29 protein-coding genes, 2 tRNA genes and 1 pseudogene are annotated in these 25,818 nt (G+C 57.2%); 13 read left to right on the forward strand and 19 right to left on the reverse strand.

The window, feature by feature from the left end; translation table 11 throughout:
* The first annotated feature begins 59 nt into the window (after positions 1-59).
* The gene (locus KJA79_RS07690) at positions 60-563 is read left to right on the forward strand and encodes a hypothetical protein (protein WP_213041455.1); all 504 of its coding nucleotides are present in this window, start codon (positions 60-62) and stop codon (positions 561-563) included.
* 160 nt (positions 564-723) lie between these two features.
* Here the strand turns inward: KJA79_RS07690 and KJA79_RS07695 are convergent, their stop codons facing one another.
* The 4 genes from KJA79_RS07695 to KJA79_RS07710 all read right to left on the reverse strand — a co-directional run bounded on the left by KJA79_RS07695 (position 724) and on the right by KJA79_RS07710 (position 4,911).
* Positions 724-3,207 carry a P-loop NTPase fold protein gene (locus tag KJA79_RS07695; RefSeq protein ID WP_213041456.1) on the reverse strand — a complete coding sequence of 828 codons (2,484 nt, stop codon included), beginning with the start codon at positions 3,205-3,207 and terminating at the stop codon, positions 724-726.
* 539 nt (positions 3,208-3,746) lie between these two features.
* On the reverse strand, positions 3,747-3,989 hold the full coding sequence (locus tag KJA79_RS07700; protein ID WP_213041457.1) for a hypothetical protein: 243 nt from the start codon (positions 3,987-3,989) through the stop codon (positions 3,747-3,749).
* Positions 3,990-3,991: 2 nt separating this feature from the next.
* Positions 3,992-4,705: a hypothetical protein gene (locus KJA79_RS07705; RefSeq protein ID WP_213041458.1), complete on the reverse strand. Its 714-nt coding sequence runs from the start codon at positions 4,703-4,705 to the stop codon at positions 3,992-3,994.
* A complete protein-coding gene (locus tag KJA79_RS07710) occupies positions 4,702-4,911 on the reverse strand; it encodes a helix-turn-helix transcriptional regulator (RefSeq protein ID WP_213041459.1) in 210 nt (69 codons plus the stop codon). Before KJA79_RS07710 ends, KJA79_RS07705 begins: the two co-directional genes overlap by 4 nt.
* Before the next feature lie 202 nt (positions 4,912-5,113).
* On the opposite strand from KJA79_RS07710, the gene KJA79_RS07715 reads away from it, so the two are divergent.
* Positions 5,114-5,779 carry a hypothetical protein gene (locus tag KJA79_RS07715; RefSeq protein ID WP_213041460.1) on the forward strand — a complete coding sequence of 222 codons (666 nt, stop codon included), beginning with the start codon at positions 5,114-5,116 and terminating at the stop codon, positions 5,777-5,779.
* A 478-nt stretch (positions 5,780-6,257) separates the two neighbouring features.
* Positions 6,258-6,956: a tyrosine-type recombinase/integrase gene (locus KJA79_RS23305; protein WP_425518106.1), complete on the forward strand. Its 699-nt coding sequence runs from the start codon at positions 6,258-6,260 to the stop codon at positions 6,954-6,956.
* Here the strand turns inward: KJA79_RS23305 and KJA79_RS07725 are convergent.
* From KJA79_RS07725 to rph, 8 genes and pseudogenes are all read right to left on the reverse strand, one after another.
* Positions 6,907-6,983 (reverse strand) — tRNA-Arg (locus KJA79_RS07725). The genes KJA79_RS23305 and KJA79_RS07725 overlap by 50 nt on opposite strands.
* Before the next feature lie 315 nt (positions 6,984-7,298).
* On the reverse strand, positions 7,299-7,733 hold the full coding sequence (locus KJA79_RS07730; RefSeq protein ID WP_246507515.1) for an arsenate reductase ArsC: 435 nt from the start codon (positions 7,731-7,733) through the stop codon (positions 7,299-7,301).
* 165 nt (positions 7,734-7,898) lie between these two features.
* Positions 7,899-8,639: pseudogene (locus KJA79_RS22795) on the reverse strand (arsenic resistance protein).
* 229 nt (positions 8,640-8,868) lie between these two features.
* A complete protein-coding gene (locus tag KJA79_RS07750; protein WP_425518103.1) occupies positions 8,869-9,744 on the reverse strand; it encodes an arsenite methyltransferase in 876 nt (291 codons plus the stop codon).
* 32 nt (positions 9,745-9,776) lie between these two features.
* A complete protein-coding gene (locus tag KJA79_RS07755; protein WP_213041464.1) occupies positions 9,777-10,100 on the reverse strand; it encodes an ArsR/SmtB family transcription factor in 324 nt (107 codons plus the stop codon).
* Between the two features lie 350 nt (positions 10,101-10,450).
* Positions 10,451-10,527: transfer RNA gene (locus KJA79_RS07760), tRNA-Pro, on the reverse strand.
* On the reverse strand, positions 10,518-11,132 hold the full coding sequence (locus KJA79_RS07765) for an XTP/dITP diphosphatase (protein WP_213041465.1): 615 nt from the start codon (positions 11,130-11,132) through the stop codon (positions 10,518-10,520). Before KJA79_RS07765 ends, KJA79_RS07760 begins: the two co-directional genes overlap by 10 nt.
* Before the next feature lie 2 nt (positions 11,133-11,134).
* Complete coding sequence (gene rph, locus KJA79_RS07770; protein ID WP_343224245.1) at positions 11,135-11,860, reverse strand: ribonuclease PH; 726 nt, start codon at positions 11,858-11,860, stop codon at positions 11,135-11,137.
* 488 nt (positions 11,861-12,348) lie between these two features.
* Here rph and KJA79_RS07775 point away from each other — a divergent pair, with 488 nt between their 5' ends.
* Together KJA79_RS07775 and KJA79_RS07780 are read left to right on the forward strand one after the other, a co-directional pair.
* The gene (locus KJA79_RS07775) at positions 12,349-13,527 is read left to right on the forward strand and encodes an HD domain-containing phosphohydrolase (RefSeq protein WP_213041467.1); all 1,179 of its coding nucleotides are present in this window, start codon (positions 12,349-12,351) and stop codon (positions 13,525-13,527) included.
* The gene (locus tag KJA79_RS07780) at positions 13,524-14,021 is read left to right on the forward strand and encodes a hypothetical protein (protein WP_213041468.1); all 498 of its coding nucleotides are present in this window, start codon (positions 13,524-13,526) and stop codon (positions 14,019-14,021) included. Before KJA79_RS07775 ends, KJA79_RS07780 begins: the two co-directional genes overlap by 4 nt.
* Before the next feature lie 101 nt (positions 14,022-14,122).
* Here KJA79_RS07780 and metH read toward each other — a convergent pair whose 3' ends face one another.
* Positions 14,123-17,806, reverse strand: coding sequence for a methionine synthase (gene metH / locus KJA79_RS07785; RefSeq protein WP_213041469.1), 3,684 nt, complete (start codon positions 17,804-17,806; stop codon positions 14,123-14,125).
* Between metH and KJA79_RS22950 the strand changes: the two genes are divergently transcribed.
* Together KJA79_RS22950 and KJA79_RS07790 are read left to right on the forward strand one after the other, a co-directional pair.
* Positions 17,805-17,933 (forward strand): hypothetical protein, encoded by a 129-nt coding sequence (locus KJA79_RS22950; RefSeq protein WP_281412668.1) that lies wholly within the window; start codon positions 17,805-17,807, stop codon positions 17,931-17,933. The genes metH and KJA79_RS22950 overlap by 2 nt on opposite strands.
* A 63-nt stretch (positions 17,934-17,996) precedes the next feature.
* Entirely contained in the window at positions 17,997-18,776 is a 780-nt protein-coding gene (locus KJA79_RS07790; protein WP_213041470.1) for a hypothetical protein, read from the forward strand.
* 6 nt (positions 18,777-18,782) lie between these two features.
* Here KJA79_RS07790 and KJA79_RS07795 read toward each other — a convergent pair whose 3' ends face one another.
* On the reverse strand, positions 18,783-19,448 hold the full coding sequence (locus KJA79_RS07795; RefSeq protein ID WP_213041471.1) for a hypothetical protein: 666 nt from the start codon (positions 19,446-19,448) through the stop codon (positions 18,783-18,785).
* Between the two features lie 157 nt (positions 19,449-19,605).
* On the opposite strand from KJA79_RS07795, the gene KJA79_RS07800 reads away from it, so the two are divergent.
* Positions 19,606-20,058, forward strand: coding sequence for a hypothetical protein (locus KJA79_RS07800; protein WP_213041472.1), 453 nt, complete (start codon positions 19,606-19,608; stop codon positions 20,056-20,058).
* Positions 20,059-20,086: 28 nt separating this feature from the next.
* On the opposite strand, the gene KJA79_RS07805 is transcribed toward KJA79_RS07800, so the two are convergent.
* Together KJA79_RS07805 and KJA79_RS07810 are read right to left on the reverse strand one after the other, a co-directional pair.
* Positions 20,087-20,356 carry a putative signal transducing protein gene (locus KJA79_RS07805; RefSeq protein ID WP_213041473.1) on the reverse strand — a complete coding sequence of 90 codons (270 nt, stop codon included), beginning with the start codon at positions 20,354-20,356 and terminating at the stop codon, positions 20,087-20,089.
* A 235-nt stretch (positions 20,357-20,591) separates the two neighbouring features.
* Positions 20,592-20,876, reverse strand: coding sequence for a hypothetical protein (locus KJA79_RS07810; RefSeq protein ID WP_213041474.1), 285 nt, complete (start codon positions 20,874-20,876; stop codon positions 20,592-20,594).
* A 46-nt stretch (positions 20,877-20,922) separates the two neighbouring features.
* Between KJA79_RS07810 and KJA79_RS07815 the strand changes: the two genes are divergently transcribed.
* The 4 genes from KJA79_RS07815 (at position 20,923) to KJA79_RS07830 (ending at position 24,187) form a co-directional block, all read left to right on the forward strand.
* On the forward strand, positions 20,923-21,675 hold the full coding sequence (locus tag KJA79_RS07815; protein ID WP_213041475.1) for an iron-containing redox enzyme family protein: 753 nt from the start codon (positions 20,923-20,925) through the stop codon (positions 21,673-21,675).
* 2 nt (positions 21,676-21,677) lie between these two features.
* The gene (locus KJA79_RS07820) at positions 21,678-22,574 is read left to right on the forward strand and encodes a formylglycine-generating enzyme family protein (RefSeq protein WP_213041476.1); all 897 of its coding nucleotides are present in this window, start codon (positions 21,678-21,680) and stop codon (positions 22,572-22,574) included.
* A 177-nt stretch (positions 22,575-22,751) separates the two neighbouring features.
* Positions 22,752-23,501 (forward strand): response regulator, encoded by a 750-nt coding sequence (locus KJA79_RS07825; protein ID WP_213041477.1) that lies wholly within the window; start codon positions 22,752-22,754, stop codon positions 23,499-23,501.
* Between the two features lie 41 nt (positions 23,502-23,542).
* On the forward strand, positions 23,543-24,187 hold the full coding sequence (locus KJA79_RS07830; protein WP_213041478.1) for a response regulator: 645 nt from the start codon (positions 23,543-23,545) through the stop codon (positions 24,185-24,187).
* A 30-nt stretch (positions 24,188-24,217) separates the two neighbouring features.
* On the opposite strand, the gene KJA79_RS07835 is transcribed toward KJA79_RS07830, so the two are convergent.
* The 3 genes from KJA79_RS07835 to KJA79_RS07845 are packed head-to-tail and all read right to left on the reverse strand — an operon-like array spanning position 24,218 to position 25,477.
* Positions 24,218-24,907, reverse strand: coding sequence for a hypothetical protein (locus tag KJA79_RS07835; protein WP_213041479.1), 690 nt, complete (start codon positions 24,905-24,907; stop codon positions 24,218-24,220).
* Positions 24,908-24,912: 5 nt separating this feature from the next.
* Positions 24,913-25,230 (reverse strand): hypothetical protein, encoded by a 318-nt coding sequence (locus KJA79_RS07840; protein WP_213041480.1) that lies wholly within the window; start codon positions 25,228-25,230, stop codon positions 24,913-24,915.
* 19 nt (positions 25,231-25,249) lie between these two features.
* Entirely contained in the window at positions 25,250-25,477 is a 228-nt protein-coding gene (locus KJA79_RS07845; RefSeq protein ID WP_213041481.1) for an FmdB family zinc ribbon protein, read from the reverse strand.
* 81 nt (positions 25,478-25,558) lie between these two features.
* On the opposite strand from KJA79_RS07845, the gene KJA79_RS07850 reads away from it, so the two are divergent.
* Complete coding sequence (locus KJA79_RS07850; protein WP_213041482.1) at positions 25,559-25,813, forward strand: hypothetical protein; 255 nt, start codon at positions 25,559-25,561, stop codon at positions 25,811-25,813.
* Positions 25,814-25,818: the final 5 nt, after the last annotated feature.

A 25,818-nucleotide genomic window follows, 5' to 3' on the forward strand; every position in this document is an offset into this window, starting at 1 on the left:
TGATAGATTCCCCTCTCATTTCACAACGATTTTTACGACGCTTTCAATGTAGGAAGCACATGGATCCTCTCTTCAGACCGTATAGAACCTGGTTTTGGGGTATGGCAATTTTCCTGGTCGGTTCAGCCATCTCTGGCCATATCTATGCAGCGGAAGGCCAGCCAGACTTCTACCTCATAATGAAACATTGTGAGACGTCCGCAGGCTATCTCACGTCACCGGACGCTCCAATAAAACGCCTTCAACCCGCACCCATCCACTTCGAATGCTTCCGACCATCGAACAAGAGTGTGAAGTGTAATCTAAAATTTTCAGAGGGAGACGCAGGACTAAAAGGGGCAGAAGCAAAGTTTGACGTTATTTTTGATGTACCTCCATCGCTGCTACTGGCTAATAAGCACTTTGCAGATTTTGCAGCTATTGATTCTGTGAACCATTCTGCCGTGGTGGTTACTCGCATGCTTGAAGATGAATATCTTGCCTCAAAGGTTTGCCACGGTGATTTTATCACTGCCTTTGAAATGGAGGGGATACTGGAGCTTGAAAATGCCATCCGTCAATAAGGCTTTGGCGAGTGGGACGCAGAACCGGATCACAATTTTCTCTTACCGGCGCTTTCTTCCTATTGACCTTTCTTGCTAACGCCTGAAGCTGCTTTCTCTCCGAATGGTAGATCGATTGAAGGCAGCAGTATCTCAGCACCTTCATCCATACGATATTTCATCACTCTCCTGATTGTTTTTGAAGCCATTTCTTGTAGGTCTCTTCGTACAACAAAACCACCTTTTGGTCCTTTTCCGTCATGGGAACAGTGCCCTTCATTTGAAGCACTAGCTCCATAAAAATTTTGGGGTCATGCACTTTTTCGAAATGCGGAAAATCGAACGTGCCGGGCGAATCAAATCCGGCGAAATGCCGAACGAAGCCGCTTAAGATATCTATTACTCTTCTTGGCGTCTTCTGGGAGAGTTTAAGAACATAAGACTCGACTAGAGCCTTACTGTTTCCATTGCATGTCCTCCAATCACTCCCCCATTCACTCAGCACAAAATTCGCATCCGCAGGCATTACGTCAAAAATGTCTCTTCCGCCTTCAATAAGATACGCTGCAAGGCGTTCGGTGATAATCGTTCGCAGATGACCCAGATTGGCCCTTTCCGCAATGTTGAACATTGAGACTTGTGCTGCTCTATGACATGAATATGTTATTAGGGCAGCTAAGGCTAAATCGGAATTGCCGACTACATCTTCAAGCAGTAGTCTCAAGTCATCATCCTTCGCACGATCATTAATAAGACGTAAAATTAATCGTTCGGCCCTAGCATACTCCGTTCTCCACACCTCTAAGTTCCGTCGATCAAGTAATGGAGCGGTTCGGTAAAGCCCACGAACAACAGCCTGAAGACGCTCTTGATTTAAAAGCTGAGAAAAAATGGCTATTTTTCCAACAAACTGCGTGAGCTTTTCATCTTCTTTATATTTGGAAAAAGTCGTATCGACGAATACTTCGGCAGCTGACTGGTCTAGCGCATTTAAGTCGGAGAGGAACTTCGATACGAGAGAATCTGGAATGTCGTCTATGGGTGAGCGATACATAAAGTATTTGGGGAAGCACTCGGGATGGGTCAAACGTTTTTCGCTCCTATAGGTAGCTGCACTCCCACTATGGTTTACCCCCCGGCCATGAAAACCGCTTTCGATCTGCACAAAAAACAACTCTTCAAGTATTACGCGGGCCACATCGGCCTGATGGAGACCTTGCAAAATAAGATTGATATGCTCATCAATTTCCCTACTACGCTCATCAGCTCCACCAGGTAACGGGTCAGCCAGTTTGAGTTCCATTGTCCATGCAGGAACATAAAACCAGGGGTTCACCCAAATATCTTTGTAGAGAGCCGGCCAATTGACACGAATCGCCTCTAGAAGACAAAAGTCAAACAAATTTACTTCGTGTACCACGGCGGGTAACGACCCTCTTAAACTGTTCAGATATCGTTTGGCTTGACGAAGATTGGTGAAGAGTTTCTTAAATGAAGGCTGGTAAAAGCCCACCATTTTCTCATCGAAGTTGTTCCTGACGCTGTCATCTATTTTTAGCGTATCAAAAAGTCTGTCAATAGCCGACCTGTGCTTCCCAGTGTCTAGCGAATCCGACATGAGAAGAAAGCGATCTATCAATTTCTGTTCGGCCGCGGGAAGTTTGACAATCTGCTGAATAATCTTCTCTAGATAAGCGGGATCGACATTTATGGCGTCCTTCAGAAGTTTATGAATCATTGAATGATCAAAACATAGGACAAAAATTGTGTTTCTGAAACGCGCTGTCAGTCCGATCAATTTAAACAGTGCCTCAACTTGGCTGGAGCGGAGCCTGTCTATGTCATCAATTATAATAATAAGGCGACGGCCCGTATGATTTATGAAATTTGCTATCTCATTGTGAAGCGCGATCGGATCATCGCTGAACGTAAAATCGACTCCAAGAAATTTAAGCCCTGGCGTCAATAAGTCTCGGTATCGGTGAATCGTACGCCGTATACCAACGCAGCTATATTCCCTGAGTACCGCTCTTTCTAATGCCGAATAAAATGAGTTCACCAGTGAGGCGTCGGTCGAGACATACCAAGGATTAAATGAGACTAGAATAGCGTCTGGATTACGCCGAAGTCTGCGTTGCAGTAAATTGAGAACGGATGTTTTTCCTTCGCCCCACCCACCGTCGAGACTGAATACATAGGGTGCGCGTAGAGGCAGTCCGACAATTTGGTCAGTCAGTGCGTTGACGAATTCAACTCTATTTAGGATATCCTCCTCGTCGCGGGTAATTGGATCATCGAAAATTTCAGCACTTTGGTTTTGCTTCAAGGTTAAGCTTGTAGAGGAAGCCGCATTGGATGGATGAAACAGTTTAACTGTCCAAATTCCGACCATGCCTACAAGGCACACTAGGAACCATCTGAACTCGTCTGAAGCACTGACCAAGAAGAGGGAAAGTATAGATTTCCAGTACAACACTACGACTGTTGTCAAGAAGGCAACGAGTAACGATGCGGCAATGTCAATATACTGTAACGGAGGATTCTGAAGTTCTTTGGTTCGTCGATAACGGGCCCAATAATGGCTCGACCTTTTGTATAGCAGCACCAAAAAGCTCAGGCCAACTAACAGCACCGTAAGCCAGAGTCGATAATCTTTAACTGCCACAAGCTGCCTAATAGCCGATTGTTTTACCAAATAATGTATAGAAAATGACGTTGCGCACCCTAACAGGCATGCGATCGTAAAAGGCTTACGGTTATCCCAGATGTATTGAAGGTTCATAACTTTACAATGCTAAGGCGTTGACTTTTATACCGGCCCATTTGTCCAGTCAAGACAGAGGAGTTCGTAATACTCCTCACATTGCTATCTTCGTCAGTGCTGGCAATAGAAACACGCACCGCGTAATGCTACTTTGACCATATAGATCAAGTGAAGCGGGGGCTGCGCCCCCGATCCCCCCGGCCGTCCGGTCCAGTGGTCCGGAACGGCCGGGCGGCCTCGTTGGGCGAAATCTTTGCGTGACCAATCTCCCCATGGTTTCAGTATCCCTATTCTCTTCTGTCCGTTTGACACCAACCTTACCCAGAACGGCGGCCAAGCTGACGCATCGCCGCCTTATGCAAGGACGGAGCATCGTTCCCTCTCACCCGTAGCGGATAGGGGACGGGTGACAGGGACACATTGATTAGATCGGGCAAGCCTCACCGTCGCCGGGTAAGCCCCGCACAGTCCACACAGAGCCAGATTTCGCATATGACGTCATGCTCCCTATAACAAAACCGTACCCACGCCCGTTCGAATTGGCAGAACTCGCACAGCCGCTCCTTCGTATGTTCAGGACAGAGCCAGGCTTTGCGAGCCCGGTCATAGGTGGTCGCTTCCCGTCCGCAACAGGCTGGACCAAAGAGACTCGGCAGCTTCAGATCGCATCGATGCCAGATCATGGTCACACCTCCTGATAGACAAGCCCTTTTCCCAGCACGAGTTGCAGAATGGTGCCGCTGAACCAGATGGGGTGTCCCGAGAGCAGATCCTCCCAGGTCTTGATAAAGACGAGGCGCGGTATTTCGATCTCCCCTCTGATCCGGCGATACGCGTTCCTGGTGGACCATTGATGCCGCATCTCTTCCCACAGTCGGCTGATGGGAAAGCCAAGCGAGCGCTTCCAGGACCAGCACATGTTCACGTAGCCGCATTGATCCTGGACATACTGGCTGATGACGTAGCGGCTCAGACGGTTTCGGGAACGATGACTAGGCTGATAGGCCTTGATCCAGACCACCGGAGCCCCGTGGAGGGCCTGCCATTGAGACGAGAGCCATTCCTGGGAAATCCAGAAGCGACGAGCCCGTTCTCCATCCGGCACCCGCCAGGCCCAGAAAATGTGGAGGACGCCATGCCCCTCTTCTGTCCGGACCTGGTAATACTCCAAGCCTTGAAAACCAAGCTGCCGCTCAATCCGTTGACGCAGTTGCTTGTGATGGTAGGTCAACTTCTCCGCATCCCCGCCTTCTGCAGTCGACAGCGTGACCCACAGGACTTGGAACTGGTGGCACTCCCAGAACCACAGGAGCGACCGGACCCGGTGATAGCCCCGTTTCTGTTTCCTGGTCCATTCGCCGGCGACGGGCTCCCGTCGGAACTCCTTCCAGCGGCTCATCGGGCACCTTCCGGCTGGGGAATTACCGGCCTGAGGCCGGCAGAGAGAATCCGTTCCAGTTCCTCGATGGGAATCCGCACGGCGCGCACCGACGGCTTCACATAGGCAATCTGCCGCTTCAGGATGTACTTCCTGATTGTGCTTTCCTTGAGCCCTAACCGGTTCGCGGCTTCTCGAATGGTGATCAATTTTGTACTCGGGACCATCGGACACCTCCTTGAAACAATGGTTGTGAAGAGTCACGCTTATTCATTTTTACGCGTGATGACTCTTGACAGCCATTAGCAGTGAGGAGGTACACTTGCCAAACAAATTCCGGTCAAGACGGTCCTTCAACGGGACACTTTTTTTAGTGGTGTTGGGATCGGGAAGACAAAGAGGGTTCGGTATCAGAAAGGAGTGGAAGGCATGAGCGCACAGGGGAAAGCCGAGCAGGACTTCCAACTGGAGTACCAGAAAGCGATTGAACGTATCCGCACAATGCCGGATGGCGCCGTCGGGTGGGTGCTCACTTTCCTGCAAACGAACCTCGAAGCCCTGACACCAACGGAGTGGACCCTGGTGGCGTTCGAAGTCGCGGCCTTTGTCGATGAGACGGGAGATCGATTCGGCGGGATGGTCGCCCCGGAAAGTGGCTGGAGCGTGGAAGGGGTGCCCAACGCGAAGAATTACCAGACGATTCCCAGTCGCAAAGAAGCCCTGGACATTCAGGCCACAGTCCTGGAGCAGTTAGAACTCTATTGGCATGAAGGATACACCGCCTTCACGTTTCCGCAGATGACGCTGGTCGTGGTCTCGCCCGGCGAGGGCTCTGACGAGGCCGGGACAATCTTCGTGAGCGCGAAACGCAAGGCCAAGGAGTTTGAGTACCGCTTTGTACACCTCCTGGCCCAGTCGGGAGACTACATTCGACGCTGTCCGGAATGCGCCAAGATCTATTTAGCGATCAGACGCGACCAGCTATACTGTCAGCCGCGCTGCCAAAACCGAGTCGCGGCGAGAAAGTGGCGCGAGGCCCAGAAGACCGGGGAGCGAAAGGAGAGCCACCGTGGCACGAAAAGACGGAAAGGATAGAGGCATCGTCGAAAAGCCGACGGGATCCGGGAAGTGGTGGGTAAGGCTCACCATTAACGGCCGGGAGAAATGGTTCCGTGCCACCAACAAGAGCCAAGCGAAAGCGCTGTATGGCCGACTCAAGGCCGAGGCGCGTGAAGGAACCTACTTCCCAGAAAAGTATAAGCAGACAAAACAGGTCACGTTGCGAGCATGGATTGCTCGCCATCTTGAGGGTTGTTCGAATCGAAGCGTCGCCAATTCACGACGGTATGGCCGGTTTTGGTCACTGCTGTTGGGGAATCGAACCCTTCGAGACATCTCTACGGAAGACTTACGACGGATTCAGGCACAACTGAAAGCACGTTACGACTTGGACAAGGCCAAGGGAACCAGGCGCAAAGCTCCACCGACTATCAATAGATATTTCTCCTATCTCAGGCATGTCCTGACGCTGGCGGTGAATGACGGCAAGATCGACCGCAACCCTATCAGCGGCGTGAAATTTTTTCCAGAAGCCATCAAAACCCGGTTTCTAACTGACGACGAAATCTACCGCCTCCGCCACTTGATGGAGCCGCGAGTGTGGGAAATGGTCGCATTCGCGATTGAAACGGGGTTGCGACGATCGGAACAGTTTAATCTACGATGGTCGCAGATCGACATGGATAATCGGGTGCTCAACTTACCGATGCCCAAAGGTTCGAAAAGCCGATATGTGCCATTGACCGACGGGGTATGTGCATTACTTTCCCGGTGGGATTCATTCACGAAGTCCCCTTTCGTATTTCCCGGAAAAGATCCTCTCAAACCCCTGGACGCACGCTCATTTGTCCACCGGCACTTTGACCCAGCGCTACGGCGAGCCGGAATCGTCGGCGCAAGCTGGCATTCCCTGAGGCATACGGCAGCCACCCGGCGGGTACTATCCGGCGCGAGTCTTTACGGGGTGCAGCAACTGTTAGGACATCGCGATATCAAAACGACGGCGAGGTACAGCCATCTGACACCCGGCTTTATGCAGGAGACAGTGAGTAAAGGAAGCCTGTTTTCGAGCGTTGACAGTCAGGCAGAAACGGCAACCGGGAGTAAAACCGGGAGTGCGGGTTCCACTGAGACAAGTGGATTTGGACAACCTATTGATTTTATGGTGCGCCCGGCTGGAATCGAACCAGCGACCCTCAGCTTAGAAGGCTGATGCTCTATCCGACTGAGCTACGGGCGCGCGTTATCTGTCACTCACTTCGGAGAAGTCTACCCAAGCGACGATTCTCTCGATGTTCCTGGTCTGTCCTTCTGTATCCATCCGTGATTCAGCCAAAGAGCCTGAGTCAGGCACTACAACTCAATCGCCCTCACTTATACAAGAAGACGTGTCGGGATTCCAGGACTCCGCTGTTGAGACCTGTTCATGAGGGACCAGAAGGGATCGGCAGGCTCCCCGGAGGCAAGGAGTTGTTGTGTGCAGAAACCTCTCAGCGAGCCGGACGCAGCGGGGGGACGATGATCAGCATCTCGTGCCAGACCGGGGCCAAACTGCTCAGCAGCAATAGCAACGGAAGGAGGCGAGGGACAGCTGGCACTCTTCAACCAGAAAACGACAGATCCATTTGGCGATTTCATCGCGCATCCGCCGAAAGACCACCAACCGGGTCTCCGGCGGCGCCGCAGCCGGGTCATCGAACGACCAGTTGCGGATGTTTCCTACACCAGGCAGGACCGGGCACGTCTCCTTTGCACGATCACAGACGGTATTGACAGAGTCGAAGGACTGCCCCAAATACTCCTGCACATGTTTCGATTGATGATGCCTGACGTCAACACCTACTTCCTGCATGGCTTCGACAGTGACAGGGTTCAACCCGGCCGGATGCGTGCCTGCACTGTGAGCTTCGAAGTGATTTCCGGCAATCGCGCCGAGTAGCGCCTCGGCCATCTGACTGCGAGCCGAGTTTCCGGTGCACAGGAACAACACGCGCTGTGTCCTGCCTGCACCTCCCGGGCAAACCAATGACGTGTCCGATTGCAGAATCCACAGATCGAGAGCATCACAGGGGCCTCGACGAGGACACCCACTACCGTCGCCAGCGCGGCACTGGACTCCGCCCCGAACAGCACAATTGCCGTGGCCACCGCCAATTCAAAGAAGTTGCTCGCTCCGATCAGCGCCCCGGGCGCGGCCACCGAATAGGGCACTCCCACATTCAGCATGACGACATAGGCGAGCGATGCGTTCAGATAGACTTGCAAAAATGAGCGGCACGGCGATCAGCAGGACATGCCAGGCCTTTCCCAGGATGTTGTCGGCTTGAAAGGCAAAAATTAGCACCAAGGTTAGCAACAACGCCGCAATCGCGATGGGAGAACAACGCGGGAGAAACTCTTCGGTCAGCCACCGCTCCTCGTGTCGCTGAATAAGCAGGACACATGCGATCGTGCCGATGGTCAGCGGAATCACGATAAACCCCAAGGCTGAATATCAGAGGACAGAATACGGGACAATCAGTGACGACGTGCCACTCACCAACAAACCGATGATGGGCACGAACAACACCAGCATGAGGAGATCGTTGACAGCCACCTGGACCAAGGTGTAAGCCGGATCTCCGTCGGTGAGAGAGCTCCAGACGAAGACCATGGCCGTGCACGGCGCGGCTGCCAGGATAATGCAACCGGCGATGTATTACTCCACATCAAATGGGGGGTGATCCAGGCAGCAAAGGGAGAGCGGAAGAACACTCATGCAAGCAAAGGCTATCGAGAAGGGCTTCACGAGCCAATTCACAAACAGGGTGACGACCAAGCCCATCGGCCGTTCTCCGACCCTGCGAACGGCCAGAAAATCCACCTTCATCATCATGGGAATCATCATCAGCCACATGAGGATCGCGATCGGCACATTGATGTGACTGCCTTCCCCGAACTCCGACCTACGAAGCGCGTCGGCGAGACCGGGAGCGGCTGACCAACCAGCACGCCCACAACAATACAGAGCGCACCCACACTGTCAGGTACCGCTTGAACAGATTCACGCATTTGAGTTCACCGGCAGCCGGCACAGCAAGCACTACCTCCATGGCTCCCCCCTCTGTTGCCAGCTCCATCTCACATCACGAACAGCAACCGGGACTGCAACAGGCCGTCTCAACGGTCGGCTTTGTAGCGCGGATGAATCCACTGAGAAATTTCCCGTCGACCGCCTTGGCCACCACCTCTACATCCAACCCCGCCCCGATGATGAAATCCCGGGCGTCGTCCGCCGTGTAGACCCTGGTGGGTTCAAGGCTCACGTGCTCGAACCCGGCGGCTGTCAATTTGGACAGATAGTCGTTTTCGTCCAGAGCCCCTGCCACACACCCGGCCCAGAGTTCGACGCTGTGACGGATTTCCGATGGAATGGCACCACGGACCACAATGTCAGATACAGCTAACCGCCCACCGGGTTTGAGCACACGAAATGCCTCCTTGAACACGCGAGACTTGTCCGGGGAGAGATTGATGACGCAGTTCGAGATAATCAGATCCACCGAATTGTCCGGAAGGGGGATGTCTTCGATCTCGCCCTTGAGAAATTCCACATTCGTGACACCGGCCTTACGTTGATTCTCCCGTGCCAAGGCGAGCATGTCGTCGGTCATATCCAGCCCATACACCTTGCCGGTTGGTCCTACTCTGCGCGCCGATAGGAACACGTCGATCCCGCCCCCTGATCCGAGATCCAACACCGTTTCACCTGGCTGTATCGTGGCCAAGGCCGTCGGGTTTCCGCATCCGAAAGACGCCATCAGGGCTTCGGATGGGAGCCCGACGGTCTCTTCCGTGTCATAGAGGTTTTGGGTAATGGGATCGAGCTTGCCGTCCTCCAGAATGCTACCGGATCCACAGCAGGAGGCTTTCCCCTGTTTGGCCCGACGAGCCGCTTGGCCGTATTCGGCCTGAATGACCTGCTTGAGCACCTTCTCATCCTTCATGGCATCACCTTTCATCAAGACAGATTGATATGTTTGAGCAAAAAAAATCACCCGCAGCAGGTCGACCGCCCGGGTGCCTTTGAAACCGTTCTGAGTAGCCTCAGAAACTCTTCTAACAAGTTCAGTCCCTCCGGGTTCAGCGAGTAGTACATCCAGCGCCCGTCACGTCGATCGAGCACCAACCCCGCCTCCTTCAAGACTTTCAAATGGAAGGAGAGTCGGGATTGTCCGGTCTGGAATGCATCGGTGAGATCACAGACGCAATGTTCTCCTCCCTGGAGCTGCTGCAGAATGCGCAAGCGCGTTCCATCAGACAGCGCATGAAAGAGGTTTGCGGCCTGCTCGAGGTTTTTGCTACGTAACGTGATCATGCGTCATCATACATCAAGAATAATTGATTAGTCAAGAAACACGCGCCCGTCACGAACGAGAGCCACTCTCACGGACCCGTTTCATCGTCACACCAATTCGATGCGGGAGATCCGAACATTGTCACGGGGGCCACTGATCCGAATGAGAGGGCCTCCACAGAAACATTGCTCACAGGCAGGAGGAACATTCAGAGGAGTGAGAGGGGGCTGCTCCCCCCATCAAAGCCACAGGCCGGCCGGTCGCACCTCCCCGCGCCCTACCCTGCGTGGCCCAACGTCAGGTCCGCACCACGGGTGCGATCGGCGCCAGAAAGGTCTGGCCAAAGATGAACGACGATATGGAAGGTGTTTGGTCGGGGCGAGAGGATTTGAACCTCCGACATCCTGCTCCCAAAGCAGGCGCGCTACCGAGCTGCGCTACGCCCCGACTGAGTGTTGTTCAGCCATCACCTGTTGCAACAATGTCCTTGCCTGGGTGAAGGCGCGGGCACGATGGCTGATTTGATTTTTGACCTCCGGCGACAACTGCGCCAGGGTTCGACCGTATTCCGGGAGCACAAACACCGGATCATACCCGAATCCATGGGAACCGGTCGGCTGTTCGGCAATCATGCCTTCCAACACGCCTTTGACCGACAACCGTCTCCCTTCCGGCGTCGCAATGGCCGCGACGGTCACGAAACGGCCACTACGCCGTCCGGCGGGAACACCCTGGAGTTCCTGCAATAACTTACGGCAATTGTCCTCATAGGTGGCCTGTTCGCCTGCGTAGCGGGCGGCGAAGACGCCAGGGCGGCCGCCCAAGGCATCAACTTCCAGCCCGGTATCATCAGCCACCGCCGTGAGCCCCGTGTACTGCGCTATCTCCACGGCCTTCTTCATGGCGTTGGCTTCGCAGGTGTCACCGTCCTCCACGACCTCCGGGGCCTCAGGAAAATCATCGAGCGTTCGAATCGTGATGTCCAGACCACGCAGCAGGTCGATCAGTTCCTGCTTCTTGTGTTGATTCCTGGTTGCCAACACAATGTGCATGCTTAACTCAACGCACCGATCAGCGACTTCTGCAGGTCCACCAGCTCACGGATGGCTCCCCACCCAAGGTCGAGGAATTCGTCCATATCTTTCTTGTTGAACGGCGTTTTTTCAGCCGTCCCCTGTACTTCGACGTACTGCCCGGCGCCGGTCATCACCAAGTTCAAGTCCACTTCAGCGTGCGAGTCTTCCTCGTAGGCCAAATCCACCATCACATGACCACCGACCTTACCGATACTGATGGCGGCCAGGTAGTCGGTCAATGGATTGACCTTGATCAGTTCGCGCCGTTTGAGCACAGACACAGCATCCGCGAGGGCGATGAACGCTCCGGTGATGGACGCCGTGCGAGTCCCCCCGTCGGCCTGGATGACATCGCAATCGATCCAAATGGTCCGCTCTCCCAACCGGCTCGTGTCGATCACGGCGCGCAGCGCCCGACCGACCAGGCGTTGAATCTCCAGCGTCCGCCCACCTTGCTTGCCCTTCACCGATTCGCGAGGTGACCGATCGTGCGTGGCCCGCGGCAGCATGGCATATTCGGCGGTCACCCAGCCGGTCCCTTTCCCCTTGAGAAACGGGGGAACCTTTTCCTCGACCGAGGCGGTGCAGATGACCTTGGTGTCCCCCATCTCGATCAGGACTGAGCCTTCGGCATGTTTCGTAAAATTGCGCGTGACCTTCACGGGCCGAATTTGATCCCGCCGTCGTCCATCGATACGCCCCAACCCTGCCCCGCTAGCCATTCAGTTCTGCTCCTTCATCGCCTGCCGATCTAAAGGAGCGGATTATAGTGAAGGGGCCCACAAAGAGCAAATGCAGGTCGTGGGGGATGATGCGAGATGCAGGCGATGTTCACAAACTGCGTTTCGGCTGGCGTTCACCAAGTGCCTCTGTATAATCCACTCTCATGTGTCGTGAAGGAACAGGATCGTTTCCGTCCCACAGCGGCCGACGTCAGAGTTGACGGCACCGTCACACCTCTTGGTACAGCGTCTGTAATATTGTGGTGCAGGTGTGAAGCAGAAAGCTGCCCTGTCGGACTCCTATGCATTCTGGGCGCAGCCTGTGGTGGACGGTACGATGGCACGGAAGATGCAGAATTTACGCGTGCTCCCGCGCACTTCAGAGTTAGGACCCGATAGCCGATATAGACGCTATCCCTGAGACACCCTCAGGAACGTCTCTCGATTACCTCAACCAGCGAGCCAGGTCTATGAGCATTCCGAGCGTGAGTGAAGTGGCCACCCAGCAGTCGATTCTCGAAAACCGCAACATTCTCATTGTCGACGACGAAGAACCCATTCGTCGCCTGCTGGGTTATCTGCTTCAACCCCACGGCTACCAGGTGACCCTAGCCGGCGAGGCGCGCGAAGCCAGACAACGGATGGAGAGCGGTTCCTTTGCCATGGTGCTGTGCGACGTGAACATGCCCGGCGAGTCGGGCATGGACCTCATTCGCCACATCCTCACCCAGTATCCCACCACCGCCGTCATCATGATTACCGGACTCGACAGCCCCGTGCTCGCGAACGCGGCGCTGGATATGGGCGCCTTCGGGTACATCATTAAGCCCTTTGAGGCGAACGAAGTCCTGATCAACGTGGCGAACGCCCTGCGGCGGCGGAAGCTGGAGATCGAAAACTCCATGCACCGGGAAAATCTTGAAGAGGTCGTCCGGACCAGGACGATCGCCCTGCAACAGGCCCTCGAATGGCTGGAGCGCAGCGAAAAGGAGCTCCGCCTCTCACGCGAAGAAACGATTCAACGGTTGGCGATTGCCGCCGAATTCCGAGACAGCTCGACGGCCCAACACATTCAACGGATGAGTCATTACTGTGAATTGCTCGCGCGCCGGTACGGGTTGTCGCCTGAACGCTGCGATCTCATCCGCACCGCGAGCCCCATGCACGACATCGGTAAGATCGGCACGCCGGATCATGTGTTGCTGAAGCCCGGCAAGTTCACCCCGGAAGAGTTCAAAGTCATCACCCAGCACACGGAAATCGGCTACAGAATTCTGGCCGGCTCCGACTCGGAACTGCTGAAGGTCGCCGCCATCATCGCCTGGACCCACCATGAACGGTACGACGGCACCGGATACCCACGAGGGCTGAAGGGGGAGGAGATTCCGCTGGAGGGACGAATTACCGCCATCGCCGATAACTTCGACGCCATCACGACACAGCGGGTGTACAAGCCGGCCTATGACTTCGATCATGCAAAGGAACTCATGCTGAAAGAACGGGGCAAACATTTCGACCCCGATCTGCTCGACATCTTTTTCGACTCCATGTCCGACGTCCAGCGCATCTATGACCAATTTGCCGATCCGAGCTGGCTCTCCACCTCCCGGCAGCGTTCGATGATCCAGGACCAGGGGGAAGCCCGATGAGCCGCGCATCACGAAACTGGATCGCCTATCTGTGCGAGAACCTCGCCTCATCCGGCATGATGCCGACCTGGGAGGCCGCGACCTACCTCACCGACAATCTCTTCGGGGACCGCCCCAACCCGCGGCTGCTGCGAACCGCGTGCCCCTATGAGGACACGACGAACTTGCTCCACCGCCTCTATCAACCGCTCGTCGCCGCTGCGATGCGCGACATACTCATGCCGCAGCCAGCTATGATCCACGTGTTCACGGACATCAGCCTGACCGGGAAATCCGCCGTCTTAGTCGTGTATGTCCCGGGCCAGAATCAGCCGCATCAGCTCTTGCTGCTGGATGCCGCCAAAGCCTGGGAACTGGTGTTCGACAATTCAGAAGAGTTCAATGCCTGGGCGGAAGAACGGTATCAGTGGATCAAGACGGCGCTCGCGAGTGTCACCGCCGGCAGCCCCCTGTCTCCGACGATCTCCTCCCCGCTCGAAGCCGTCAAAAACTGATTGGAAGATGAGAGCCTATGGCTGATGGCCTATAGCCCAGAGGCCGGAGCCTTCCTCGCCCTTCTGTCCGTCAGAGGCTCTCCGCCATCAGCTCTTCGTAACTACGCATCGTAGTTGAGATTCGGCGCCAACCACCGCTCCACCTCACCCACAGGAAGCTTCTTCCGCTTGGCATAGTCCTCGACCTGGTCGCGGTTGATTTTGCCCACGGCGAAATACTTGGCCTGTGGATGAGCAAAATACAGGCCGCTCACCGCGGCCGCCGGCAACATGGCGTAGGACTCGGTCAGGGTCACTCCCGATTGTGATTCCGCCTGCAAGAGGTCAAACAGAATCCGCTTCTCGGTGTGATCCGGACAGGCCGGATATCCGGGCGCAGGACGAATACCCCGGTAGCGCTCGCGGATCATGTCCTCATTCGTCAGCGATTCCGACTTTCCGTATCCCCAATCAGACCGAACCTGTTTGTGTAACCATTCTGCGAACGCTTCAGCCAACCGGTCCGCCAACGCCTTGACCATGATGGAGTTGTAGTCGTCATGGTCCTTCTCAAACTTCGCGCACATCGCTTCAACGCCGATGCCTGCCGTCACGACGAAGGCGCCGACGTAGTCCGTCCGACCAGCGTCCTTTGGCGCAACATAGTCGGCCAGCGCCAGATTGAACTGGTCCGCAGGCTTTTCCATCTGTTGCCGAAGCGTGTGGAGCGTGCTGACCACCTCGCGCCGGTCAGGGGTCCGGTAGAGCTCGATGTCGTCGCCGACACTATTCGCCGGGAAGAACCCATACACGCCGCGAGCCGTCAGCAGGTCGCCGCGAATGATGTCCTCCAGCAGAGACTCGGCATCCGCAAGGAGCTCCTTGGCCTTGGTGCCGACGGTGGGATCCTCCAAAATGCCAGGGTACCGCCCACGTAACTCCCAGGTATGAAAGAACGGGGTCCAGTCGATAAAGGGCACCAGCTCCCGGAGAGACATGCGATCGATTCGGCGCACCCCGGTGAATGCCGGGACGGGAAGATCCGCCGCAGCCCAGTCGGTCGGCAGCCGATGCGATCGCGCGGCTTCCAGACTGATGAGCGCCTTGGATCCTCTTTCCTGGTGCGCCTGGCGTATCCGGTCATAGTCGGCGCGAACCGACGCGGAAAACTCCACCCGTTGCTGCACGTTGATCAAACTCCCCACGACACCGACCGCGCGGGACGCGTCGAGGACGTGCACCGTCGCGTTCCTATAGGACGGAGCGATCTTTACGGCCGTATGGGCTTTGCTGGTCGTGGCGCCGCCGATAAGCAGAGGTACCGTAAACCCTTGCCGCGTCATCTCCTTGGCCACGTGCACCATTTCATCCAATGAGGGCGTGATCAAGCCGCTGAGACCGATCACATCCACTTGCTGCTCTCGTGCGGTCGCAAGAATGGTCTCGCAGGCGACCATCACCCCTAAATCGATCACCTCGTAATTGTTACAACCCAACACCACCCCGACGATGTTCTTGCCGATGTCATGCACATCCCCTTTCACCGTCGCGAGCAACACCTTGCCGTTCGCGCGGGAGGTGCCCAAACGCTGCTTCTCGGCTTCCATGAACGGCATGAGGTAAGCGACGGCTTTTTTCATCACCCGCGCGCTCTTCACGACCTGCGGCAAGAACATCTTTCCTGATCCGAACAGATCACCGACGATATTCATCCCCGCCATCAACGGCCCCTCGATCACATCAAGCGGGCGGGCTGATTTCTGCCGGGCCTCCTCCACATCCTGATCGATAAAGTCCGTGAGTCCCTTGACCAGCGCGTGAGCCAACCGTTCTTCAACCGGCCTTGAACGCCACTCGTCGTCTTTCACCGCCGCCTTGCCCTTTTGCTTGACCGTTTCGGCGAAGGCCACCAGCCGTTCCGTTGCATCCGGCCGGCGATTCAGCAGGACGTCCTCCACCAGGGCCAGCAGATCTTTGGGAATCTCCTCATACACGGCCAGTTGCCCGGCATTGACGATGCCCATATCGAGCCCGGCCTGAATGGCATGGTAGAGAAACGCCGCATGCATCGCTTCGCGCACGACATTGTTGCCGCGAAACGAGAATGAAATATTACTGACCCCGCCGCTCACCTTGGCCAGGGGGAGATGCTGCTTGATCCAACGGGTCGCCTCGATGAAATCGACGGCGTAGTTGTTGTGCTCCTCCAGTCCGGTCGCCACCGTAAGGATGTTCGGATCAAAAATGATGTCCTGTGGCGGCACGCCGACCTGCGTAGTCAGGAGGCGGTACGAGCGTTCGCAAATCTCGATCCGTCTGGGCAGCGAATCGGCCTGTCCCCGCTCGTCGAACGCCATCACCACCATCGCCGCGCCATACCGGCGGATAAGGCGGGCCTGTTCCAGAAACTTGGCCTCCCCTTCCTTGAGGCTGATGGAATTGACGATCCCCTTCCCTTGCATGTTGCGAAGGCCTTCTTCGATGACCTCCCACTTGGAACTATCCACCATGATGGGCACGCGCGCGATATCAGACTCCGCGGCAAGCAGGCGCAAAAACTTCTGCATGGCCGCTTTGGAGTCCAGCATGCCTTCGTCCATATTGATATCGATGACCTGCGCCCCACCCTCGACCTGCTGACGCGCCACCGTCAGGGCCTTATCGTAATCCCCTGCCAGAATGAGTTTGGAAAATGCCGGAGACCCGGTGATGTTGGTCCGCTCGCCGACATTGACGAAATTGGATTCAGGCCGGACCGTCAGCGCCTCCAGGCCGCTGAGTCGCAAATACGGCTCCACCCTGCCCGGCCGTCTGGGTGAGACGCCGCGCACCGCGTCCGCAATGCTGCGAATGTGGTCTGGCGTCGTACCGCAACAGCCGCCCACAATATTGAGCCACCCGTTTTGCGCCCATTCGCGCAACTGCGGAGCCAACGATTCCGGAGTTTCGGGAAACCCCGTCGGCAACAGTGGGTTGGGCAAGCCCGCATTCGGGTGACTGCTCACATAAATGGGCGCGAGCTGCGACAACTCCTCGATCAGCGGCCGCATTTCCTTCGGCCCCAGCGCGCAATTCATCCCGACACTCAGGAGCGGCACATGGGAAATGGAATTCCAGAACCCCTCGACGGTTTGGCCGGAAAATCCTCGATTGCTGCCGGCCTGAATGAAGGTGACCGACGCCATGATCGGCACCTGCCTGGCGCCTTCGGCAAACAGTTGCTGAATCCCAAAAAACGCCGCCTTGGCGTTGAGCGTATCGAAAATCGTCTCGACCAGCAGCAGATCGACGCCGCCGTCCAACAGGCCGCGGATTTGTTCGGTATAGGCCTCCACTAATTCAGGAAACGTCGTGCCGCGGGCTGCGGCATCGTTCGAATCGGTCGAGATTGAGGACGTCTTCGTGGTCGGGCCGATGGCACCGGCGACGAAACAGCGCCGAGCAGGCTGCGCCGCAGTGACTGCAGCGACGGCCCGCCGCGCACACTCCGCCCCGGCTTTCGAGAGCTCGTAGCCCAGCGCGTCCATCCCGTAGTCGGCGAGTGACACGGACTGGGAATTGAAGGTATTGGTTTCGATGATGTCCGCGCCGGCTTCAAGATACTGGCGATGGATCGCCTCGATCACCGCCGGTTGCGTGACGTTGAGGAGGTCGTTGTGCCCCTTGAGGTCCTTGTCCCACTGCTGAAATCGTGTCCCGCGAAACGCGGCTTCGTCCAGCTTGTACCGTTGGATCATGGTGCCCATGGCACCATCGAGGATCAAGATTTGCTCCCGGAGCAGGGCTTCTACTTCATGTACCGGCATGACTACCTATGTCTTTCTGTCTCCGAACGTCGGGCAGGCGCCACGGACGACCGGGACTCGCGATGGAGCGGGCATCATATCGGGAACCGACTTTTTTCAGCAAGCCATGACCGACGCCGTGCCTTGACATTGCCTACCCTGGCCGATAGGATGCCGAGCATTGTCTGGCTCGAGCCTGAGTGTACATCCTATGGCGTTTCAGACAGTCACTCGCCTGTTGTTGCTCTCCTTCTTCTGCATCTCTGTCATAGGATTCGGGGCTAGCCCGACCTGGGCAGAACCGTATTTTGACGACGGCTATCTAGGGCTGACACAAACCCAGCTCCACGAAAAACTCGGGCTGCCGCAGGCGGTGCGTGACCGCAAATCGGCCCTGCGCGTCTTTACCTATTACCCCATCGCCGATTGGGAGCAGTACTTCAAAAAAGTCGCCTCGCCGGAGAACGGCGAAGATGTCTACACGTTTAAACGCGACGGAGTGGACGTTCGCTACTCGTTCAGCTACACCTTCGATCCGAACGACCATAGCGAGCAACGGCCCCTGTTCGTCCGGCTCGTGGATATCGAGTTCACCCCACCGGTCGCCTTGAGCAAAATCCCGCAGCTCGTTCCTGAATTTAAACCGTCCGACGACGCGGCGGCGCCGGTCTTCCGTTCGAATATCATGTTGTTGTTTTTTTCCGGCAAGCCGTCGGCTGAGGCGAGGTTTATCGTCCGGGAGAAGGGGAAGGACACACTCGATTGGTCACTCGCGTTTCAGATGTTCGCGCTCCAGGGCTTGCCCGATCCACTCACGCTGAAAGCCCCGATCGACCGCCTCGAAATCAGCACCCAAAGTCTGCCGCTCGTGAAACTCCGCCAGCGTAACACCCACGAACCGGTCCTGAATCCCTACTCCCGGGCCTTCGCACAACAGCCTCCGCCCGCTCCGGCGGCAAAAAAGATTCCGATGCCGACGTATGCGGACTAACCACCGTCAGGGCGTTGGTGGTTCGGCTGGTTCGATTTGGCGGGCTGTCCGTTCGTCCTGTGCGCGGTAATTCCGCTCGGTTTGGCTCCTCAGCCGCCCCAACACATTCTCCACCGCTTGCCCTGAACCTTGCTGAGGAGGTCCGGCAACGGCCTCCAGCGTCGGCGTCTCAAACGCCACCACATGATAGAGCGCGGCGCCCGCGACGAGTACAAGGAGGAACTTGCAGAGGATTCTGATCGCGGGGTTTGCGCTGAGAAATATCATCAGGAGGAGGACCACGGCGGCAGCGCCTGCCACAATCGCCACTGCCGTCTGATACGGCGTGAGCCCCTTGATGGCTCGCGTCCCCAGTTTTTCAGCCACCGCGTGGAGCAGGTCTCCGATGACCCCCTTCGACGCCGGGTGGGGAGCGACGGACCCCGCTGCAACCGGTTCAGGTGCCGGCGCCGCCGACGCATCAGGACCGGTCATGGTTCGCACCCGCCCCCGGTATGCGGCGGGCACCTGCTCAAGATTGTCGGTCAGGACCGGCTGCCCCTGGGTGTCCGTATACACGTAGAGCGGTCCCGCTTCCACAGGACTTCCCTCACCGGTCACGAGCCACCCCCCCAAGAGGATCGCCCACAACAGGCCTTCCCGCCATCTCCCGCCCTGTCCTGCCATCGCCATCCTCACATTCCTCCACTAAGCATAGCAGGTCAAAATCGGTCCTCACGGCGAAAAGACACTGTCGGCGCCCCATTCCATCCCTTGACGGACCGAAAAACGATTGTTTAGCATGCAAGAGCAGTTGGAAACGCGCCCATTCGTTACCGGAAGGATCCCCGTGACCGATCACACGACCTCGGCCAGTCCCGTTTCGACCCTCCCCCCGGCGGAGGAACCGACGCCATTTATCCGGCAACGGCCGGTCCGGTTGATTATCAACTCGTTCCTGGTGCTATTCGTGGTGGCTCTCATTGCCTTTCGATTTGTTCCCGGCTGGCTGGACCCGGATTTCTCCAAGCACATCGAAAGTCACCGCGTGATGGTCGGCATGGACCGTAAGCAGGTGCTGGATTCGTGGGGATCCCCGAACACGATGAACGTCACGCACACCAAGGACGGCTTACGACGGGAAGAGTGGATATTCGAAGATTGGGAAAGTCCGGCGGTCGTCAAACACCGCTATCTGTACTTTGAAGAAGGAAAATTGATCGGCGGGCATTTCTCGGGGTCCGATGTCCGGCTGCCTATCCCGACCAATCCTGAGCCGGTCAAGCCCAAGGGGCACCCGTAACGTACTGCCTCGCCCCTCGAGCCAGCTATCATCCAGGCTCGCCAGTTGCCTCCCGCACCTGAAGCGCCAAACGACTGAGCAGAATCTCGGCCCGCTGCCTGTCCCGTGAGTCGACCATCACCCGACTTCCTAACAGAGCGACGCCAGGGTACAACGCGCCGACGTGCTCATGCTGGACGGCGTAGGGAATCCTATTTCCATCGAGCAGACTTCTGATCAGCGCCAGTTCACCCACATCACCTGATTCACACAGCGTAACGAAGGTGCCGGCACTCTCAGGTTGCTGTCGTGGCGTCACAGTGGGCCTCCCGGTGGTCGGTTCCGCGCAACCACTGGGTCGGGCGAGGTGTGAACCGGCTTCCCAGGCTGCGAAGTACGTGATTCGTTGCAATTCACTCGGATGGTCAATACACTCACAGATACGTAGACGAGTGGGTGTCAGCGTTCGAGCGGTTCGTTTCCGCACCAAGATCGTACGCCGAGGAGCAGGCGGTCTCGAATCGAACCCGCGGCATCTCATTCAGGGAGCCGACCTAGGGGGTCTCGGTGATCTGCACCCGCCGTTCCTTCCCGGGGCCTCCGGACACCGTCAGGACGCGCTTCCATTCGCGAATCTGATAGATCGCCCAGGCTTGCGGCTCATTTTTGTAGAACGCGTCCGGGTCTTCGCCGGAGGCATTGAGATAGATCGGTTCGGTGAATCCTTCATCGAGCACATAGTCCAGCAGGCAATCGGTCGTGAACCCTTTGCCCCGCAAGGAGACCTCGACGAGGAAATTGAGAATGTCGTCTGAATTCTGAATGGTAATCGGGTTCATCTGATCGGGTCTGATTGTAGCCAGCGAGAAAGAAGGAAGGCAAGGCATGACACAGAAACGACTGAGCCGCGCACAATTTCTTGAGCGCCTGCTGTCCATCATGGATCGTAAGCACCACTGGGCCTGGCCGATCATTATGGGGCCCGGGATCTCCAAGGCGCAGCTGAAACTCCACTACCAGCAAGAGTTTCTTGTCTATGTACGAGACTTCCCCGTGCTGCTCGCCCGCGTCCATGGCCAGAATCCGCCCCCCGACGTACGCCGCATGTTGGCCGAAAATATTTACGAAGAAGATACCGGCGGTCTCTCGTTCGGCCGGTCTCACCCGGAACTCTTCAACGAAATGATGCAGGGCCTCGGGTTCACCCCCGAGCTGTTCCGAACCGCCAGACTGCTCCCCGCCAGCGCCCGCTACAGGCGGTGGCTGGAGAAGGTCACGGCCAGCCGAGACTGGGTGGTCGGTGCCGCCGCGCTCGCCGTATTTGTCGAAGGCAGCATCAAAGATCGCCAGGAAATTCAGGAGCCGTCGAAGCCGAAAAGCGAGGCGGAGATTGAAGCCTATATCGACGCCCATCCCCTCATTCGACACCACAAGATCGCACGGCAATCCATGGATCTCATCCGTGCGCATCAAAAGGTGGAGGCAGGCCACCGCCAGGATGCCTACGCCATGGTGGTCGGCTACGCTGAAACCAGGCGGCAACAGAATGCCGTCCTTGCCTGTGTCTCACAAGGGCTTACGCTCTGGATGGCATACCGGGACGGCATCGCCAAGGCCTGCAAACTGGTCAAACCATGATCATGCGCCACACAGTTCAGCGCCTGGCGCTCTGCGTCATCCTCGGCCTCCTTCTCCTTGCCCATCAGGAATCGGCTTCGGCGGAGCGCGCGCCAGACGACATGGTGCTGGTTCCCGCCGGTGAATTCACGATGGGCGCTTCCTCCGAAGAAGGCGGGCTACCGGACGAGCAACCGCTGCGCCTGGTCCACCTGGGCGCCTTTTGGATCGATCGATATGAAGTAACCAATGCGCTCTACGCTCGCTTCGTGCAGGAGACCGGCTACCAAGCCCCTGCCAATGCCGCCCCTGCCCTCACCCTCTGGGACCACAACAGTCCCCTGCCCGGGATCGAACAACATCCGGTGGTCAATGTCAGCTGGCTGGATGCCGTGGCCTTCTGCCGCTGGGCCGGCAAACGGTTGCCGACGGAGGCAGAATGGGAAAAGGCCGCGCGGGGAACCGACCGGCGGATCTACCCCTGGGGCAACGAGTGGAACTTCGATCACGCCAACAGCGCCAGCTATTGGGCGCAAAAAACAGTCCAATTCGCCGATAGCACCCAATGGGAAGCCTTTTGGATCAAAGGGCTTGGCGCGGCCATTTCCAAGGAGAAGGGCGTGAGGGGCGAGATTTTAACCCTGCCGGTGGGCAGCTTTCCGGCCGGCGTCAGTCCTTACGGAGCCATGGATATGGCGGGCAATGCAGCCGAATGGGTACAAGACTGGTACAACCCCAACCACTACCGGTCGGCATCCCTGACCAACCCGCAGGGACCGGAGCGCGGAGCCATCAAAGCGATGCGTGGCGGGTCCTGGCTCAAGCCGGCCATCAGTCTCCGCACCACCGATCGAGACTGGGGCACGATGGACAGCCGCCCTTCTGGAACCGGTTTTCGCTGTGCGCGCGATAGCTATTGATGGCCGACGGTTTCGTGATGAGACGACTGCCTCGCCCCGCGCAGCAGAACAGTCCTGCTCCGCTCCCGCGTGACCATCCCCCATCTCACCAACTCGTTCAGGGCCTGTCACAATTTGAGGAGATTCTAGGTACCGCAGACCTCAGCCGCTATACTGCTAGTGAGCCCGAGGACGGACATGACAGTCTCTCTCTCTCAATCCACGACAGCCACGCAGGGAAGCACATTTCGCGTCCTGCTGGCGGACGACTCCGTCGAGTCACACCTGTTGCTTCAGTGTTATCTTCGCGACACGCCGTACCAAGTCGAGGCGGTGTCGGATGGAGCGCAGGCTGTGGCGGCCTTTACGGCTCGTCCCTTCGATCTGGTTCTCATCGATCAGCATATGCCCGTCATGGACGGATTCACCGCAACGCGCCGCATTCGCGACTGGGAGGCCTCTCAGCAGCGGGCGCCGGTCCCGATCCTGGCATTGACTGCTCACTCATTCGACGACGCGCAGGAGCAGAGCCGGTCGGCCGGTTGCACGGAGCTGCTGTCGAAGCCCCTGACGAAACAACAGCTGTTCGACACGTTACGCACCTATTCTGCCGCCAAGACGTCACCTGACATGGCGCGGGAGGCTCCCTCGCGAACGGACATCACCGCTCGCATCGAGAAAGCCATTCAGCGACAACGCCCGATCTTCCTCGACCATCGCCGCCAGGACGTGAAGAAGATGCGCGACGCCGTCGACCAGGGGGACTATAAGAGCCTCCAAACCATGGGCCACCAGATCAAGGGCCTGGCCGGATCCTATGGATTTCCGGAGATCGGTCTGGCCGGCGCACATCTCGAGTCGGCCGCTCAGGCGCGCGACCTCACCTCGGTCCAGCAGGCCATCACCGAGCTGGCCCTGATCCTCGCTCGGACTGAGCAGGCGGCGTAGACAACCCTGTTCCTGACGGCGCCAAGGAGCCACCAGACACCATGAGCATTCTGATCATCGACGATTTTCAAGAAGAACGGGATCTGCTTCAGACGATTCTGCAGAGCGCCGGATTTGGGCCGCTCCTGCCGGTCGGCAGCGCCCGCGAGGGTCTACAGTTGTTGGGGATCGGACAGCGGGGAAAACCAGCGACCGCGATTGATCTCGTGCTGATGGACATTGAGATGCCGGAGATGACCGGATTGGAAGCCTGTCAACAAATCCGGCTGGAGGAGCAGCTTCAGGCCCTGCCCATCATCATCACCACCGCGCACACGACAGCCGAGGATATTCAGTCGGCCTATACGGCAGGCGCCACCGATTACATTCGCAAGCCCGTCATTCCTGCCGAGTTACTGGCGCGTGTCGCCACCGCGCTCAGCCTCAAACAAGAGATTGATGCGAGAAAGCTTCGTGAACAGGAGCTGCTCGAACGAACGAAGGAGCTCGACCGTGCGTTCGAACACATCACCACGCGCCATGGCACCATTCACATTTGTGCCAAGTGCAAACGGGTAAAAAGCGACGGATCCTACTGGCAGCGGATTGAAGATTATCTCCGCCGTCAGGCGCGCTCAACCGTCAAGGAAGCCGTGTGCGAAACCTGTCTGCACCAGGCCTATCCTCACCTGAAGCAGATGCCGTGACCATGGCACCGCTGCATCCCTGAAGCCTCCTCACGGCCGTGAGGTTGGGTTCTCCCGTAACAAAAACGCCACGGCGTCGACGCGCACCACCGGCATAATGATCCCCTGCCCCTCCACCTCGTGCGAAAAGTCATAGACCAACGACTCTTCTTCGATCAGCCGTCCCGCCATCAACACCTCGATGTCGATCCGTTCCCCCTGCTGAAGCCTCGTCCTCAGATGCGCCGTCTCGTCACCCGCCAACGCAATCAGGGTGGCCGGGAGGTCTTCATGCTTGAACCGCACCGCGCCCCAACTGGTCCGAGTGAACTTCGGCCCCAGGGCCACGCGAAAGCCGCCTTCTTCCTCATCAAAACGCGACAGTTCCCCGAGCCAGGCAAAAGCCACCACCCACTGAAGGGCGCCGTTGCCTGTCCGATTCGCATCACGCTCACGGTTTAAGGAAAAGAGTCGTTCATCGTGGCCGGGATCATGGTGTCCTTGACCGTATACCGCGGCCCAGTCCGGTGAATGCCCATCCAACGCAGTGAGAAAGCGTTCGATCGATTCGGACTCAAGGAGCTGGTGACTTTGGGCGGGAAGGGAGGCGAGCGCGGCGGAAAATTCGCGATGCAACGGCTGCACACCGGATATTCCATCAGCCCGCACTGTCGCCGGCAGAAGGCAGGCCGGCACGAGCAGGGCCGTGGCAAGGAACATCCGCAGGATGCAGCGGTTCATAACTATCAGGCGACGGGGGCCGACAGGCGCTGAAATAACTCGCGAAGCTGTGCGGTTCCCGGATGGTCCCAGGACAACACCCCGGCATCGACCAACACCTGAAGTCGAGGGGTCGGATCCAGTCGAGGCAAGAGGTCTGCCGATACCTGGTGAGACTGTAACACCTGGGAGTAGACCGCCATCCATGACTCGGTCACGGCGCGCAGCCCCGGGTCGGTCGCCTTCATCCGCCCGAGCCGTACCTCCTGCAGTAATTTAATCAGGGGGTCCGATTGCAACAACGTCCCGATCGCACGACGCATCTGGTCTTCGGCCTGTTCCATTAGGCGCCCCATATCCTGTTCAATTCATCGAACAGGCGCCGGGACCACGTGGATCGCCACAGGACCCGCACCCGCCACCGGAATTGGACGTGACCGGCCACCCTCCGGTCGCCCCGACGCCAAAGGCTGAAAACTGCTTGTGTAACGACGTCGCGTTACAGGAGGGACAGGCGGGCACGGTGCTTCCCTGCACGAGAAGCTCAAAGCGATGGTTGCATTCCTGACAGACGTATTCGAAGATGGGCATGGGGTTGTACTCCTTGGGATGTCACGCATTATAAGTAAGGTCCGTTTCACTTCGCAATTACCAGCCGATGGGAGCCAACAGATGTGGTCAGAAGATAAATCGTTCGTGTTTCGCATCAGCCTTGAAGCACAATTTCCCGACGACTACGACGGCCCGCACGATGAACGGGCATGGCTTAGGGAATGGGAGACGCAGATCAAGCCGGTGTTGATTAAAAACCTCTTTGATACGCTGCGGGACTATCCGGCCTGGAAATCCCATGTTCGAAACCGGGGAATTTCGCCGACCGACGAGATCGAGGTGGCCATGGTACGTGATTTTTCCTCGGCTTCTTAAAAGAA

Origin of the sequence: Nitrospira defluvii, assembly GCF_905220995.1 — a bacterium.
GTDB classification, from domain to species: Bacteria; Nitrospirota; Nitrospiria; order Nitrospirales; family Nitrospiraceae; genus Nitrospira_A; species Nitrospira_A defluvii_C.